This is a genomic window from Mucilaginibacter auburnensis (genome assembly GCF_002797815.1).
Taxonomy (GTDB): Bacteria; Bacteroidota; Bacteroidia; order Sphingobacteriales; family Sphingobacteriaceae; genus Mucilaginibacter; species Mucilaginibacter auburnensis.
Window position 1 is genome coordinate 999,720 of record NZ_PGFJ01000001.1, and the last position, 17,896, is coordinate 1,017,615.

Below are 17,896 nucleotides of genomic sequence, written 5' to 3' on the forward strand. Positions count from 1 at the left end.
TTTAGCCTTTGAGCGGGATTTTTACCGGTAGGATTGTAATTGCATTGTTTATAATCTCCGCGTTTTGCGGCATAAGGAATGCTTTTGCCCAACAACCCGCATTAAAGCGTGCCGATTCGGTAATCATTAAAGTTCCGTATAACTATAAACCCACCAATAACAGCCTGTCCCGGAAAGGGGTATTTGAACCCGACCCACCCGGCCTTACCCGCACCATTGAGTATGATGTAGCTGCTAACCGTTACGTAATGTATGAACGGGTTGGTAATTTGTTGTACAGGCCACCGGTTTACTTAACCTTTTCAGAGTACCTAACCTTAAAGCAGCAGGAAGAAAAGCGGAATTATTTTAAAAAGCTTACAGACAACTACGCCTACCAGTCGCAACAACCCGGATTTATTCCGCAAATAAAAGTGCGTAGCCAAACGTTTGCTAAAATATTCGGCAGTAATACTATTGATATACGGCCGCAGGGTTCGGCAGAGGCTATACTTTCAGGGCAGATCAACAGTAACCAGAACCCGCTGTTCAATACCCGTCAGCGCAAGCAATTTAACTTCAATTTTGATCAGCGTATACAGCTTAATGTAACCGGTAACATTGGCGATAAACTTAAAATAGCAACCAATTACAATACCGATGCCCAGTTTCAGTTTGATAACCAGTTTAAGCTGGAATACAAAGGCCATGCCGACGACATTATTCAGGAGATACAGGCAGGTACGGTAAGTATGCCCTTGCCCACTACGCTCATTACAGGTAAGCAGGCGTTGTTTGGTATCCGCACCAAAATGAAATTTGGTAAGCTGGGCGTTACAGGTGTATTCTCGCAGCAACGTTCTCAGTCGCGTACGCTAACCATCACTAACGGCTCACAGCAGGGGGAGATCAACATGGTGGCATCGGACTATGAGGCTAACAGGCACTACTTTCTGGCGCAGTATTTCAGAGATAACTATAACCGGTCATTAGCTAATATACCCCTCATCAGCTCGGGTATCAACATTACACGTGTGGAGGTGTGGGTAACCAACCGCACCAATACTACTACCGACTCGCGGGATGTGTTGGGTTTGCTTGACCTTGGTGAAAACCGGCCTTATAACACCACTCAGGTTCAGGGGGGGGCAGGTTTTTCGCCTTTGCCATCTGGCTTTTCCGGACCGATAGCCGCACAGCAATCTAACTCCTTGTTGCAAAACTTGCCGGCTGGTGCCCGTTTGACTAATGATCCGGCTAACTCGTTAGCTAATTACTTTGCTTCCACGGGTGGTACCGACAACTATGCCAAGCTAACTTATGCACGTAAGCTAACACCTAAAGAGTTTACCCTGCAATCGCAATTAGGTTACATATCAGTTAATTATCCTTTGAATAATGATGAGGTGCTTGCCGTTGCTTTTCAATATACCTACAACGGCGTACAGTACCAGGTTGGAGAGTTCTCTACAGATGCACCGGTTGACCCTACGCAGCCTAAAGTTTTATACTTGAAGTTGCTAAAGAATACGCTGTTAAAAACCAACCTGCCAACCTGGAAGCTGATGATGAAGAACATCTATTCGCTTAACGCTTACCAGGTGAACCCGCAAAATTTTAAGCTGCGCGTTGCGCGTTTAGACGATAAAACCAGCGTTGAAAAACCGGTAATGGAAGAGGGGCAGAACACCAAAGGTAAGCTATGGTTGCAACTAACCGGACTGGACAACCTAAGCCAGCAAAACGAGAAACGGCCCGATGGCTATTTTGACTTTTTGGAAGGAATTACTATTGACTCGCAAAACGGACGGATTGTTTTTCCGGTTTTAGAGCCGTTCGGTTCTGATCTTGCTGCGCGTTTTGATGCTTCGGAAACAGACCTTAGGCGAAGGTATGTTTACCAGCAATTGTATGACTCCACTAAAGTGGTGGCACAGCAGTTCTTTCCGCAACTTAACCGTTATGCCATAAAAGGTACCTACTCATCACAAGGAGGCGGAGGGTCGTACCAGTTGAACGCTACCAATATTCCGCAGGGTTCTGTTATAGTGTCGGCTGGGGCAACTAAATTAGTAGAGGGTACAGATTATACCATTGATTACAATTCTGGTCGGCTTAATATCATCAATGGAGCCTTGCTACAATCGGGCCAGCCCATAACAGTTAACCTGGAAAACAATGAGCTTTTTGGCATTCAGCAAAGGTCGTTGTACGGTGCAAGGTTTGACTACAAGGTAAACAACAAACTGTTGCTGGGCGGAACCATCATGCACCTCAATGAGCAGCCTATCTCGCAAAATGAGGCCATTGGGCAGGAGTCGCTTTCTAATACCATTTGGGGTTTGGATATCAACTACAGTTCTGAATCTCGCTTTTTAACACGGATGGTTGATAAATTGCCATTCCTGCAAACCAAAGCGCCATCTTCATTCAACTTTAGTGGAGAGTTTGCCCAACTCTTACCCGGTAGTCCAAGCGTTTTAAGTTATGCCGGTGCCAGAAATGGTACCTCTTATCTGGATGATTTTGAAAATAGCCAATCCATTATTGACGTTAAGGCAGCCAATGCCTGGCAGTTATCGGCTACGCCCCGTTTATTTCCTGAGTCGGGTTTGTTCAATAATCTGGCCTATGGGTACAACCGTGCACGATTAGCATTTTATAATATCGACCCCATATTTTATACATCGGGTTCAATTCCTTTAACACGGGCGCAGTTGTCTAATCATTACGTACGGCAGGTATTCCAAAATGAGGTGTTCCCATATAAGCAGTCGGTTACCGGGCAGCCTTTATCAGTGGCAACGCTTGATCTGGCTTTTTACCCAACTATACGTGGGCCCTATAATTACGCAACAACCGGGCTTAATGCAGACGGCACACTACAAAATCCACGCTCACGCTGGGGTGGTATGTATCGCAATATTCCTATAACAGATTTTCAGTCGCTCAATGTTCAATATATTGAGTTTTGGATGATGGACCCCTTCATTTATAAACCACAATCGCAGGGCGGTGATCTGTATTTTAACCTCGGAAGCATATCCGAAGATGTTTTAAAAGACGGAAGAAAAAGCTTAGAAAACGGCTTGCCTGTTAACGGCGACTACAGCACTGTAGATAATACCGTTTGGGGTCGAGTTATCCGCACGCAACCCGTGGTAAACGCATTTGACAGTAACCCCACCTCACGGGCTTTGCAGGATATTGGTTTAGATGGATTGAACAATGCCGATGAGCGCATTAACTTTGCTAACTCAATACAACAACTGCAAGGGCAGGTAAGCGCTACGGCAGCAGCAGCCTTCGCTAATGATCCATCATCAGACGATTTTCAATATTATCTTGGAAGCGACCAGGATCAGGCGCGGGCTGGCATTTTGGAGCGTTACAGCAGATTTAACGGCAACCAGAGCAACTCGCGTACTGCCGAGCAATCACAGGCCGAATTAGGACTGCCCACATCAGCATCAACCGCTTTGCCTGATGGTGAGGATATTGATCGCGACAATAACATGAGCCAGGACGACCAGTACTTCCAATACAAGGTATCCATGCGCCCGGGTGATTTGGTGGTAGGTCAAAATTTTGTCAATGATAAATTGACTTCGCAAGTAAAACTGGCTGATGGCACAACCCAGTCTGTGAACTGGTACCAGTTCCGTATACCTGTTACGTCTTACCAATCAACCGTTGGCGGTATACAGGATTTTAAAGCCATTCGCTACATGCGTATGTTCATGACCAACTTTGCTGATACAGCCGTTTTGCGTTTTGCGACGATGGAACTGGTAAGGGGCGACTGGCGTGCATTTAATACCGAAAATAATCAGGCTAATGTTATTGCTGATATTGCATTGAATAACCCACCGCTGGATAATTCAACATTCACCGTTCAAACAGTTAATATTGAAGAAAATGGTAAGCGCGTACCTATACCATATGTAGTGCCGCCCGGTATACAACGCCAGCGTGATTTTAATAACTTACAGGTTAATACACAGTTGAACGAGCAGTCGCTATCACAAACGGTAACTAATTTAACCGATGGCTACTCACGGGCTGCCTTCAAAACCTTTTATAACGATCTGCGGAGGTATAACCACCTGCAAATGTTCATCCACGCGGAGGCAGTCCCGCAAAACACCTTGAGAGATGGGGAATTAAGCGCTTTCATCAGACTGGGTACCGACTATCAAAATAACTTTTACGAATATGAGATACCACTTGTAGTTACGCCACCCGGTTCAACCAATGCAAGTAGCATATGGCCGGCAGAGAATGAACTGGATATTGACCTTACCATTTTAACCGATGCCAAGCTGGCGCGTAACAACGCTAAATACCTGGGTATGCCCTGGCCGGTGAACAGGCCGTTCACTTATTCAAACGGGCGCAACCGCATTACTATTATGGGAGTGCCAGATCTGAGCCGCCTGCGCACTATTATGTTGGGGGTACGCAACCCTTACCGTAACAATTCACCAACGGGCGTGGATGATGGTTTGCCTAAGGCGGGTATTGTTTGGTTTGATGAACTCCGCCTCACCGACTTTAAAAATAAAAAAGGCTGGGCAGCTATGGCCCGTGCAGACATTAAACTGGCTGACTTTGCTGATATAACGGTAGCAGGAAGCAAATCAACTGCCGGGTTTGGGGCTTTAGATTCAAAGCTACAGGAGCGGCCCTTGAATGATAACCAGGCTTATGATATCTCTACGAGCATGGATATTGGTAAGTTCTTCCCTGAGAAGTCCGGCATTAAAATACCAACATATGTAAATGTTTCATCGCAGGTGAGTACCCCGATGTATGATCCCGGCCAGCCGGATATCTTGCTGAAACAATCGCTGGCCGCTGCCCAAACCGAACAGCAGCGCGACTCAATAAAAACCACAACCGAAGATTACACCAAAAGGCGCAGCATCAACTTCACCAACGTGCACAAGGAGCGTACCAATGCCAACGCGCCCGTACGCTTTTGGGACATTGAGAATTTTAATATCAGCTATGCTTTTACAGAATATCTGCACCGCGATTTCATTACCGAGAACAATGTGGAGCGAACTTACGCAGGTGCTTTTGCTTACAATTATGCCAATCAGCCCAAATACATAAGTCCGCTGAGTAAGATCATTAAAAGTAACACACTGGCTTTACTGCGCGATATTAACTTTAGCCTGGCGCCATCAAGGTTAAATTTCAGCATGAACTTTAACCGTTTTTATGCCGAAAACTCATTGCGAAATACAGACAGGGATAACCCTACGCCCATCCCCACCAACTTTAATAAAAACTTTAACATAACCCGAATATATGGCATTGGCTGGAACCTAACCAAATCATTAACCATGGATCTGGATGCCACCAACCTTTCTGTAGTTGATGAACCTTATGGCCGTATAACAGGGTTGAAGCGCGATACTTTATGGGAGAATATTAAAAAGTTGGGGCGTACAACTAACTATAACCACACTCTTAACCTTAATTATACTACTCCTGTTAACAAAATTCCTTATTTGGACTGGACCGCTATGATAGTGAGCTATCAAACCTACTTTAACTGGCAGGCACAACCCTTGTTCGGCATTAAAAATCCTCAACTGGACGTTGGTAACAGCATTTTAAATTCGCGTACCATTCAAGTTAACCCAACGCTTGATTTTTCCAGGTTTTACAACAAGTTTGCTATTTACCGCAACAGGCAAAAGCCGGATTATGAAGGCAATACAATAGGTAATTTCCTGATGGGTGCTTTATTCAGCATTAAAAATGTAAGCGGCACCTACACGCGTAAAGAGGGTACTTTTTTACCGGGCTATATGCCGCAAAGCAATATTTTCGGTCAGGATTTTACTTATGATGCACCCGGCATAGGATTTTTATTAGGTAGCCAGGCAGATATACGGGAGAGGGCAGTAGCAAACGGGTGGCTATCTGCGAATACCTTGCAAAACCAGCTTTATAACAAAACTTTTAATGAAGATCTGCGCCTTAAGGGCATGATTGAACCTATACGCGATCTGCGCATTCAACTACAGGCATTCAAAACACAGAACCGCAACTATCAAACAAATTTCAGGTTTTCTGATGCAAGCGGTGCTTTTGAGAATATGGCCGCAATTACCACCGGCGATTATAGTATATCATTTTTCTCTCTGGCCACGGCGTTCTCCACCCCATCGGGTATTGACAATGTTTCAATACCCTTTAATAAGTTTTTACAGAACAGGGCCACTATATCTAAACGCCTCGGTGCCGAAAACCCTAACTCATCAGGAACAAATGCAGCGGGGTTTGCCGATGGCTACGGACCTAATGCGCAGAATGTTTTGGTGCCTGCATTTTTGGCGGCCATCACCGGTAAAGATGCATCGGGTGCCGATCTTAGCCAGTTCCCGGCAATCCCTATTCCCAATTGGCAGGTAACTTATGGTGGCTTAAGCGGGATGCCTCTGTTTCAGGAAATGTTTGACTCGTTTGATCTGAGACACGGTTACCAATCAACCTACACAGTTAGTGGCTACACGAGTTTGTTGCAGTACAATGAGGCTGGAGGTCATGCTATATCACGTGATATTAACAGTGACTTTTTACCGCGTTTGCAATTCTCTCAGATCACCATTTATGAGCAGTTTGTGCCATTGTTAGGTGCCGATGTTCGCTTTAAAAATAATGTCACCGCTAATTTTGAATATCGCCAGAGCCGAATCCTGAGCTTAAGCATGGCCAACAGCCAGCTTACACAGCAGAATGAAAAAGTAATAGTTTTTGGGATGGGTTATAAAACCCGCAATTTCAGGTTTCCGTTTGGGTTGTTCAGAAACACAATTTTGAAGAACGATCTGAATTTTAAACTTGATTTTGCACTGCGTGATAACAAAACTTTGATCTACCGGGCAGACATAGAAGCGGCACAGATATCGGCAGGAGCGCAGAACATTACCTACCGCCCGTCAATTGATTATACCATCAGTCAGCGTTTTAACATGACCTTGTTTTATGATTCTAATCTCATACGGCCGTACACTTCGCAGTCGTTCAATACTTCGTTCACCAATTTTGGGGTGAATATGAAGTTGTTGTTGCAGTAAGGGTAAAGGCATTTTTACTAATGCCTGACATCGATTGAAAGTTTATTTAGTCTGATTACTCACCTTGAGCGTACTGTAGATATCCAACAGTTTTTTTAAATCTGCATCAGAGTCTGCTCTGCCAAAGACATGAAGCATTTTGCCCCAGTTGTAACCGCTTTTGCTATCAGCAAATGTTTCTACTTGATATTTCCCATTGCAATTATATAATGACCAGGATTGCTCAACATTTAAAAGCGGGCTGGTTAAGTCTTTCAATTTGCAAGTTATACTATCAGGGCCGAAACCTGCACCATGATTACCTAAATAAAAGCCTCCTTTAAAAGGTGCTTTCACAGATGTGTCTGACGGCAAAAAATAATATACTGAAAAATCCATTCCGCGGCTTTCCTTGATTTGATAGCCTTTTGGTAACGCTATGAGATAATTAGTGCCATCTACCTTTCGCTCAATCAGGCTTTTTTTAAATGGACTAACATTTGTTTTCTTTTTTTCAGAGTTCGTGCAAGAGTTAGATCCAATTGTCAGAACAAGAAATATTGTGGCTAACGTATTTTTTAATGTCAATGTTTAATCCAATAAATTCAGCAATTCATTCAATTCAGCAACCTTATCCGGCGAACCCAAATGCTCATAAGAACTGATCAGGTTACGCAAAATGCGCCTTATAATATCCGTGTTAGAGCAGGGCTCGTAAAACTGCTTGTCAAAGTCAAGGTTAAGTTGTTTCAGGAACATATCTACATCGCGTCTTCCAAAAATGAAGCCTTTATTAAAGGCGTTTATGTAGAACATTACACCGTTTTCAAATTCGCTTTGCTGGCTTTCATCCATATAGGCCAATATAAAATGCTGGGGCAGGTTTACACCATAAACAGGAATATCCAGCTTTTGCGCTATAATGGAATAAATACTGGCCAATAATATCTGGTTGCCTTTTTTGGTTTCAAGCACCTGACTCAGATAGCTGTTTTGAGGGTCCTGATGATTAGTGATATTGCCGCTGAAGCCATGCAAATGGTAGAAAACATGATTGATCAGCTTGATCTGTTCTACAGGGCTGGCCTCATTCATCATCTGGATCCAAACATCGCGTTTAATATCTTCAATCTGATTGATCAGCTTTTGCTCATCCAGATCCGGATATTGGTAGCGATTAATTATGATGATCCCTTGTAGCAGGTCAAACGCGCCGCTTTGATGCCACAGCTTTAGGTCGGTTTTTAAAATACCGAATTGTATTTCGTGCACCAGGTTGGCAATACGCTCCTGTAGTATGGGATCGAAGGCCTGTTCAAAAGCGCTCTCTAAAAAGCCAATAGCCTCAGTACCGTACGACAACAATTTGTCGTGAACGTGGTTATATATTCCCTGATCAGGGTCGTCAAGCAGTCGTATCAGCGACTTTACTTCTGTTTGATTTATCATCTATACGCTAAAATAATAAGGTTTCCCTAATTTTGCAATATGTTCAATATAAGGTTCGGGTTTGACTACCTGCTGTACCGTTTAAAAGCCAAAACCAGGCATGGCCTGCATTCGCCCTTCGTGTATCGGTTGGTTGATAAAGTGATATACGATTTTAGTGCCAAAAAAGTATACAACGAGGTTGAAGGCATACGCGGGCAATTGCTGTCAGACAACCGCATGATAACTGTGACAGACCTGGGCGCCGGATCGCACGTAAATAATAATAAACAAAAGCGCATTGGAGACATAGCCAAAAACGCTTTAAAACCACCCAAACTGGCCCAGCTGCTTTATCGCCTTGCAGCCGACGCGCAGCCTGACAACATTATTGAATTGGGCACTTGTTTGGGTACAACATCTGTTTACCTAAAAAAAGCGGCGCCCTCCGCCAAGGTTTTTACTATGGAAGGTTGCCCCCAAACTGCCGGCGTAGCTAAACAAACTTTTTATAAAGCAGGCGTGCGCGACATTAATTTAGTGGTAGGCAATTTTGATGACACCCTGCAAGGAGTGATAAACAAATTAGACAAACTTGATTTTATGTTTGTTGATGGCAACCACCGTAAAGATGCCACGCTTGAATATTTTGAATGGTGCTTGCCAAAAGTGCATGAAGATACGTTGCTCATTTTTGACGATATTTACTGGAGCGAGGAGATGAAGGACGCCTGGGCAGAGATCAAAGCGCACCCGCAGGTAACAGTAACCGTTGACCTGTTTTGGATAGGGCTGGTTTATTTCAGAAAAGGGCAGGTGAAGGAAGATTTTGTAATAAGGTATTGAGTCCATAGTCGATAGTCCATGGTCAATAGTCGATAGTGCATAGAAGTTACTATGGTCTATTGACTATCGACCATCTAAAACGCCTTACTATGGTCTATGGACTATCAACTATCGACTACCTAAAACGCCTGCCCCAACGCTACATAAAACCCACTCAGCCTTTGTTCGCCAAGCGGACGCTGACCTATGCCGTAGTCAAGGCGTAGTGCCAGTCCTTTTTCAACGTCAAAGAAATAGCGTAAACCGCCGCCCAAGTTGGGTTTAAATGCTGATAGCGTTAGATCGTCTTTAAACACTTGTCCGGCGCCACCAAAACCTACTAAGCCAAACCGGTTGCTTATTCTATAACGCAGTTCCGCCTGACCAGCTAACAAATTACGGTCGCGAAACCGTCCACCATAGTAGCCCCTCATCAACTCATCATTACCCATCTGCGGCAGCAGATAAAATGGCGATGCGCCGCCCAATAGATTTTTGGTTTGCGCATTAAGCCCAAGTACAAACCTGTTGCTCAGCTTGATAAATTCAGCAACGTCAACTTGTAACAAGCCGCCAACGTAGTCATTGTTACTGAACACCCCTTTAATCGCCCTCAATTGCGCTGCAAAGCGTATGCCTTTGGTGGTATAGGTAACATTGTCTCGCGAATCAAAAGTTAGCGTTGGGCCAACAAAGGCTATTGGTCCGCCATCTTTATCCTCAATATTGGTTGCAGTATCATATATGCCGCCTACAGTTTTGTTATTATATCTGTAGTAATAGGCTCCGGCCAAAAAGCCAATGTATAAATTGTGTTTCACCTGCTTTTCGGCAGTTGCGTCAAACCTGAATCTTTTTTCATCCAACAGGTCAGCATCTGCTTTGCGTGTGTTATTACCTATGCCGTAAAAGTTGTTAGGGAAATTTACAAAGTTAAGCGCCACCGTATAATGATATTTATTTCCCGGCGACCACCTGTCGGTACTTAACTGCAAGCGGTTCTGGCCTTTAGTAGTGATGGTAGCATAGCCATAATAGTTAGAAACCCTTGTGCCGGGTGCTAAAGTGTCGGTATAAAAAGAATACAAAGCGCCGCCACCCACTTCTACACCGGTTTCGGGAGCGGTGGAGAGTACCGGTATCAATACAAAGCTTGGACGCTTGCTGCTATCGGTTTCAAAATACATTTTGCGGATGAACTTTGGAATGATACTTTGTGCGTTAACAGATTGAAAATTAATAACAAGAATGGAAATAACACAAAAACTTGTGATTTTTTTCATGGCGTACGGGGCTTGGCTAAATATAGCGTTTTAACAGCTCATAAAGTAAAAGTCTTAATGATTGTTTTGAAAAGATGTAGGTGGTGGCTCTGCCCGGGGTGAGCCACCGTGAGCCCTGAGAGCCACCGTGGTCCACACCTGAGCCACCTTGGCCACCTGAGCCGGGGTGAGCCACTGAGAGCCACCCTTGCATTAGGCGTGTAAAATAGCGGGTTGGTTTTCCGCCAAAATACCTACTTTTGCGCCAATCAAAATTGAATGATGATGAGCACTACCAAAGGACCCATTTCTCAGTTTATTGAGAAAAACTACCTGCATTTTAATGCTGCCGCTTTAGTTGACGCGGCCAAAGGTTATGAAACCCACCTACTTGAGGGCGGCAAAATGATGGTTACCCTTGCAGGTGCCATGAGTACGGCTGAGCTGGGCATTTCGCTGGCTGAGATGATCCGTCAGGATAAAATTGATATAATTTCTTGTACAGGTGCCAACCTTGAAGAAGATATTATGAACCTGGTAGCGCACTCACACTACAAACGCGTACCTAATTACCGCGATCTGAGTCCGCAGGATGAGTGGGATCTTTTAGAGAACCACTACAACCGTGTAACTGATACCTGTATTCCGGAAGAAGAGGCTTTCCGTCGCCTGCAAAAACATATCCACAAAATATGGAAAGATGCAGACGATAGCGGCGAGCGCTATTTTCCGCATGAGTATATGTACAAAATATTACTAAGCGGTGAGTTGGAGCAGTACTATGAGATAGATCCAAAAAATTCATGGATGTTGGCAGCTGCTGAAAAGAACCTGCCTATTGTTGTTCCGGGATGGGAAGATTCAACCATGGGTAACATCTTTGCATCCTACGTAATAAAAGGCGAGATCAAAGCTTCTACCATGAAAAGTGGTATTGAATACATGGCCTGGCTGGCTGATTGGTACGTTAAAAATTCATCAGGAAAAGGCATTGGTTTCTTCCAGATTGGTGGCGGCATAGCGGGCGATTTCCCAATATGCGTTGTGCCTATGCTTTATCAGGATATGGAGATGGAAGAGATACCTTTCTGGAGCTATTTCTGCCAAATATCAGACTCAACAACGTCTTACGGTTCCTACTCCGGAGCGGTACCTAACGAGAAAATTACCTGGGGTAAATTAGACATCCACACACCTAAATTTATAGTGGAGTCTGACGCTACCATTGTAGCTCCACTCATATTTGCGTGGATATTAGGTCAATAAACGCTAAGCAGAGTTCAAATGTTATAATGGCAATTATTATAACATTTGAATATGAATTTTATAAAAAATCTATTTATTTAGAAAGGTTATAAATTAGTTATTACTGTCATTAATTTGTCAGCGATTATTTAATAAATTATACTTTTGTGGCTGAAAAATTGGCTAAAAGTGGGTTCTTTTAACAATTTTAACACATAAATAAACTATTTACACAATACGACTTTATGAGAAGCATCTCATTGATTTTTAAACAATTTACTAAACCGGTTCTACTTGCACTTTGTTTGGCCGTTTTGGGATTTTCTGCTAAAGCACAAGGAGACCCGGCCAAAGGAGAGGGTTTGTTTAAATCAAATGCCTGTAGCGGTTGTCACGCCTTGGATAAGCGTATGGCTGGTCCTGCGTTGGGTCCGATCATGAAAGAGGATACCGACGACAAGTGGTTAACCAAATGGATTCAGAACAACCAGGCTTTAATCGCAGCGAAAGACCCTAAAGCGCTTAAAATTTACAATGAGTTTGGTCAGGCTGGTATGCCAACCTTCCCTGGCATTACTGATGCTGATGCGGCAGACATTATCGCATATGTGCGTGATGGTTACAAAAAGATCGAAGAGGAAAAAGCAAAAACTCCAGTAGTTGCCGGAGCTGCCGATAAAGGCCCAAGCGACTTAGTTGTTTATGGCTTGATCGGTGTAATAATTTTAGCCTTCATCATTATCCTGGTGTTGAACAGGGTTATTGGTACGCTTGAAAATATTGTTGCTAAAAAAGGTGTAGTACTTGAGCCGGAGCTTGTTGAAGCTGAGCAGGTTGACCGTTTTGCTGGTTTGAAAAAAATGGCAAAAAACAAGAAGCTTGTTTTCTTTGTGTTGTTGTGTGCTGTTATAGGCGGCTCGGCATGGCAGTGGAATATTTTGTGGAACACTGACGTTCACACTGGTTACCAACCTGTACAGCCAATTAAATATTCGCACGAATTACACGCGGGCATCATGAAAATTGAATGTCAGTATTGCCACAGTGGTGCATTCAAATCAAAAAATGCTTCAATACCTTCATTGAACGTTTGTATGAACTGCCACAACGCGGTTAAAACAGAATCTCCGGAGATACAGAAAATCTACGCTGCTTTGGGTTATGATCCTGAGACAAGAAGCTACGATGCAAGCAAAGCACATCCTATTCAGTGGGTGCGTATACACAACCTGCCTGATCTGGCTTACTTTAACCACTCACAACACACTACTGTAGGTGGTATTAAATGTCAAACCTGCCACGGCCCTATTGAAACTATGGCTGAGGTTAAACAATACAGCCCGCTTACTATGAAATGGTGTATTCAGTGCCACAAACGCACTGAGGTTAACGCTAAAGGAAGCGCTTACTACGACCAGGTTTTAGCTGCACATGACGAGATCAAGAAAGGTAAAAAACCAACCGTTGCAATGATGGGTGGTATTGAGTGCGGCAAATGCCATTATTAATAGAAAAGAATTTAGAGCATTACAGTTTTATATTACAGCTTAAATGAATAGCAATAAAAAATACTGGAAAGGTGTAGAAGAGCTAAACCGTACCCCGGAATTTGTTGAGAAAAACAAAAACGAATTTGCGGAGCCTATTCCAATTGAAGATGTTCTGTCCGGCGACGGTTTGTCGGGTAAAACTCCTCGCCGCGATTTCTTAAAAGCGGTAGGTTTTGGTGTAGGTGCGGTTACTTTGGCTGCTTGCCAGCGTGTGCCTGTACACAAATCTATTCCATACCTTATTAAGCCAGAAGAGGTTACTCCGGGTGTTGCCAACTATTATGTGTCAACTTACGAAGGATCGGCCATAATGGTTAAAACCCGCGAAGGCAGACCTATTAAAGTTGAAGGTAACCCTAACGACTTATTAGGCGGCGGTGGTTTGAGCGCGCAGGCTCAGGCTTCGGTACTTGAACTTTATGACGTTAACCGCACCAAAGGCGCCATGAAAGATGGCAGCGGAATTAGCTGGAGCAGTGTTGATGATCATGTAATTTTAGAGTTAGCTAAAACACTTGATGCGGGTACAGGTATCCGTATTGTTTCTTCAACTATCTCAAGCCCTTCTACTTTAAGTGTAATTGCTGATTTTATTGCTGCTTACCCTAATGCTAAGCATGTAACTTATGATGCAGTATCATATACAGGTATTATACAGGCTAACCAAAACAGTTTTGGTAAAGCGGTAGTACCTCACTATAATTTTGACAAAGCCGACGTTATCGTAAGCTTCGGTGCTGATTTCTTAGGTACCTGGATCTCAGGCGAGGAATTCACCCGTCAATATGTTTCAAAACGCGCTGCCAAAGCACTGGAAGAGAAAAAAATGTCTCGCCACATCCAGTTTGAAACGGGCATGAGCTTAACCGGTACCAATGCTGATGTTCGCATCGCTTTGAAACCGTCAGAAGAAGGTGTTGCTTTAGTAAACCTATACAACGCTATCTCTGGCACTACTTTACCGGGCAGCAAACCTTTAAGCAACAAAGCAGCAAGCAATGCTATTGCTGTAGTAGCTAAAGAACTGGTACAGGCTAAAGGCCGTGCTTTGGTTGTTGCAGGTTCAAATGACGTTGCTACACAAACTTTAGTTAATGCCATCAACTCTATATTAGGCAGCTACGGTACTACTATCGATCTGGATAACAATTCGAGACAATATGCCGGTAACGATGCCGAAATGGAAAACTTTGTTAGCGAAGTTAAAGCCGGTAAAGTTGGCGCTGTAATGTTCCTGAATGCTAACCCGGTTTATGATTACTACAAAGGCGCTGAATTAGCTAAAGCACTTGAGAAAGTTGCATTGCGCGTTTCATTTGCCGATACTAAAGACGAAACTACATCAGTATGTAACGTAGTTGCTCCTAACCACCACTACCTGGAGTCGTGGGGTGATGACAGCGCTATTGAAGGTTACTATACTGTTAAGCAGCCAACTATTAATCCTGTTTATGAAACCCGTCAGGCTGAGCAAAGCTTACTGTTATGGAGTGCAAACGCGATTAACAACTATTATACCTACGTAAGAAACGTTTGGGATACCAGAATTCTTCCTTTGGCAGGTCTTTCAGGCCAGGCTGGTTGGGAAACTGTATTACAAACAGGTTTTATAAAAGCTGCTCCAAAAGCTGCAGGTGCTTACACATTTGCACTTGACCTTAATGGTGTTGCACAAAAAGTGTTAGCACAAAGTGCTCAGGTAGCTGCCGGCAGCGGTGCTTTTGAGTTACAAGTTTACCAAAACTCTGCTATTCGTGACGGTAAACATGCTAATAACCCATGGTTACAGGAGTTGCCAGATCCGGTATCTAAAGTTACCTGGGATAACTTTATTGCCATGTCGCAAAATGACATGAAAGCAATGGGCCTTGTTGAAGGTGATGTTGTAACTATTGAGGCTAACGGCTACTCAATTGCTTTACCTGCTTTATTACAGCCGGGTCAGGCTGTTGGTACTGTATCGGTAGCAGTTGGTTACGGCAGAACAAGCGGCGGTATCATCATTGAAAATGGTATAGGTAAAAATGCTTATCCTTTTTACAGCCTGCGCAACGGTACTTTCCAAACTACCAGCGTAGCAAAACTTTCTGCAACAGGCGACAATATTCAATTAGCGCAAACACAAACGCACCACTCTTATGAGGGGCGTAATATTATACGCGAAACCAGCCTTGCTGAGTTTGTTAAAAACCCTGCACACGCGGTTGGTAAACACGAAGGCCACAAAGACTACGGTTTGTGGGACGAGCATGAGCGCCCTAACTATGATTGGGTTATGGCTATTGACCTTAACGCCTGTACCGGTTGCGGTGCCTGCGTTGTAGCTTGTAGCGCTGAAAATAACGTTCCAATTGTAGGTAGAGACGAGGTTCGCCGTCGTCGTGAGATGCATTGGATCCGTATTGACCGCTACTATACTTTCAACGAAAAAGGCGAAGGTGTAACGGAAGAAACTGAAATAGCTCATCTTGATGACATCAGCAACGTATCGGTTGTACACCAGCCAATGCTTTGCCAGCACTGTGATCACGCTCCTTGCGAAACAGTTTGCCCGGTATTAGCTACCGTTCACTCATCAGAGGGTTTGAACCACATGGCTTACAACCGTTGCGTAGGTACACGTTACTGCGCTAACAACTGTCCGTTCAAAGTGCGTCGCTTTAACTGGTTCAACTACTGGAACGATTCTCGTTTTGATAACTACCTGAATAATCCTCATACACAATTAGTATTAAATCCGGATGTAACTACCCGTTCACGTGGTGTTATGGAGAAATGCTCAATGTGTATCCAAAGAATACAGGCAGGTAAGCTTAAAGCTAAAATTGAAAAACGCCCTGTACGTGATGGCGAGATCAAAATGGCTTGCGAGCAAACATGTTCTGCAGGTGCCATCATATTTGGTAACCGTAATGATCCTAACTCTGCTGTTTCAAAAGCGTTAAAGAGCGAAAGAACTTACTATGTGCTTGAAGAATTTAACGTTGAAGCAGGCATTGGTTACCAGGCAAAAGTTAGAAACACATTTGAATTAGAAGCTTAAGCTATAATATTTATATAAAGTATGGCATCTCATAAAGAATCAATTATAAGGGAACCCTTAGTTACCGGTAAAGACATTACCTACGCAAAAGTAACTAATGACGTTCTTGCACCTGTTGAAAACGCACCTAACAAAGCCTGGTGGATAGGTTTCATCGTATCTGTTATAGGCGCGGGCCTTTGGGTGGTATCAGTTAGCTGGACATTCTGGTTCGGTATCGGCTCATGGGGTTTGAACAAAACAGTAGGTTGGGCATGGGACATCACCGGTTTCGTGTGGTGGGTAGGTATCGGTCACGCCGGTACTTTGATCTCGGCAATCTTACTACTGTTCCGTCAAAACTGGCGTAACTCTATTAACCGTTCTGCCGAGGCGATGACGATCTTCGCCGTAATTTGCGCGGCTACTTACGTAGTATCGCACATGGGCCGCCCTTGGTTAGCTTACTGGCCTTTACCACTTCCAAACCAGTTTGTTTTAGGAGTTAACTTTAACTCACCACTGGTATGGGACGTATTCGCTATCTCAACTTACTTCTCTGTATCATTAGTGTTTTGGTACATCGGTTTATTACCGGATATCGCTACCATCCGCGACCGCGCTTCAGGCTTACGTCGCAGAATCTATTCAATCGCTTCTTTCGGCTGGACAGGTTCAGTTAAAACATGGCAGCGTTTTGAAACTGTATCATTGATATTGGCAGGTATATCAACTCCTCTGGTACTTTCGGTACACACCATTGTATCAATGGACTTTGCTACCTCGTTAGAGCCGGGTTGGCACACAACTATTTTCCCTCCTTACTTCGTTGCGGGAGCTATCTTCTCAGGTTTCGCCATGGTGCAAACACTGTTATTGGTAACCCGTAAAGTATTAGGTCTGGAAAACTACATCACCATGTTCCACATTGAATCAATGAACAAGATTATCCTTGTAACCGGTTCAATTGTAGGTGTGGCTTATTTAACCGAGTTCTTCATCGCTTACTATTCAGGTGGTGAGTATGAGCAGTACACTTTCCTTAACCGTTTCACGGGTCCGTTTTGGTGGGCTGGCTGTATGATGTACGGCTGTAATATCCTGATGACGCAGGTAATGTGGTTCAAAAAGATTCGTACCAATATTGCTATGGCATGGGTACTGTCAATCATTGTGAACATAGGTATGTGGTTTGAGCGTTTCGTTATCATCGTAACGTCTCTTCACCGCGACTTTTTACCATCAAGCTGGAGCATGTTTACTCCAACCTGGGTTGATGTGAGCATATTTGTGGGTTCAATTGGTTTGTTCTTTACCTTATTCCTTTTGTTCCTTCGTGTATTGCCATCAATTGCAATGGCCGAAGTGAAACTGTTGCTGAAATCATCATCAGAGCAGGCTAAGAAGAAACAAATTGAAGAAGGTCATCTGGATCCTGAACAAGTTCAATACTACAAGGATTCATTGATAGCTTACGATACAGTAGATTTAAAAGAGTACGAAAACGCATAA

Annotated in this window: 9 protein-coding genes; 6 read left to right on the forward strand and 3 right to left on the reverse strand. The window is 43.7% G+C overall.

The window, feature by feature from the left end; translation table 11 throughout:
• Positions 1 to 8: 8 nt before the first annotated feature.
• On the forward strand, positions 9 to 7,073 hold the full coding sequence (gene sov, locus CLV57_RS04395; RefSeq protein WP_245856859.1) for a T9SS outer membrane translocon Sov/SprA: 7,065 nt from the start codon (positions 9 to 11) through the stop codon (positions 7,071 to 7,073).
• A 42-nt stretch (positions 7,074 to 7,115) separates the two neighbouring features.
• On the opposite strand, the gene CLV57_RS04400 is transcribed toward sov, so the two are convergent.
• Positions 7,116 to 7,640: a hypothetical protein gene (locus CLV57_RS04400; protein WP_100340123.1), complete on the reverse strand. Its 525-nt coding sequence runs from the start codon at positions 7,638 to 7,640 to the stop codon at positions 7,116 to 7,118.
• A 3-nt stretch (positions 7,641 to 7,643) separates the two neighbouring features.
• Entirely contained in the window at positions 7,644 to 8,501 is an 858-nt protein-coding gene (locus CLV57_RS04405; protein ID WP_100340124.1) for a transglutaminase-like domain-containing protein, read from the reverse strand.
• A 39-nt stretch (positions 8,502 to 8,540) separates the two neighbouring features.
• On the opposite strand from CLV57_RS04405, the gene CLV57_RS04410 reads away from it, so the two are divergent.
• Positions 8,541 to 9,326 carry an O-methyltransferase gene (locus CLV57_RS04410; protein WP_100340125.1) on the forward strand — a complete coding sequence of 262 codons (786 nt, stop codon included), beginning with the start codon at positions 8,541 to 8,543 and terminating at the stop codon, positions 9,324 to 9,326.
• A gap of 119 nt (positions 9,327 to 9,445) precedes the next feature.
• Here CLV57_RS04410 and CLV57_RS04415 read toward each other — a convergent pair whose 3' ends face one another.
• The gene (locus CLV57_RS04415; protein ID WP_100340126.1) at positions 9,446 to 10,588 is read right to left on the reverse strand and encodes a BamA/TamA family outer membrane protein; all 1,143 of its coding nucleotides are present in this window, start codon (positions 10,586 to 10,588) and stop codon (positions 9,446 to 9,448) included.
• Between the two features lie 264 nt (positions 10,589 to 10,852).
• Between CLV57_RS04415 and CLV57_RS04420 the strand changes: the two genes are divergently transcribed.
• The 4 genes from CLV57_RS04420 (at position 10,853) to nrfD (ending at position 17,896) form a co-directional block, all read left to right on the forward strand.
• On the forward strand, positions 10,853 to 11,833 hold the full coding sequence (locus CLV57_RS04420; protein WP_100340127.1) for a deoxyhypusine synthase family protein: 981 nt from the start codon (positions 10,853 to 10,855) through the stop codon (positions 11,831 to 11,833).
• Positions 11,834 to 12,057: 224 nt separating this feature from the next.
• Positions 12,058 to 13,320, forward strand: coding sequence for a c-type cytochrome (locus CLV57_RS04425; RefSeq protein WP_100340128.1), 1,263 nt, complete (start codon positions 12,058 to 12,060; stop codon positions 13,318 to 13,320).
• 43 nt (positions 13,321 to 13,363) lie between these two features.
• Positions 13,364 to 16,405: a TAT-variant-translocated molybdopterin oxidoreductase gene (locus CLV57_RS04430; RefSeq protein WP_100340129.1), complete on the forward strand. Its 3,042-nt coding sequence runs from the start codon at positions 13,364 to 13,366 to the stop codon at positions 16,403 to 16,405.
• 21 nt (positions 16,406 to 16,426) lie between these two features.
• Positions 16,427 to 17,896, forward strand: coding sequence for an NrfD/PsrC family molybdoenzyme membrane anchor subunit (gene nrfD, locus CLV57_RS04435; RefSeq protein ID WP_100340130.1), 1,470 nt, complete (start codon positions 16,427 to 16,429; stop codon positions 17,894 to 17,896).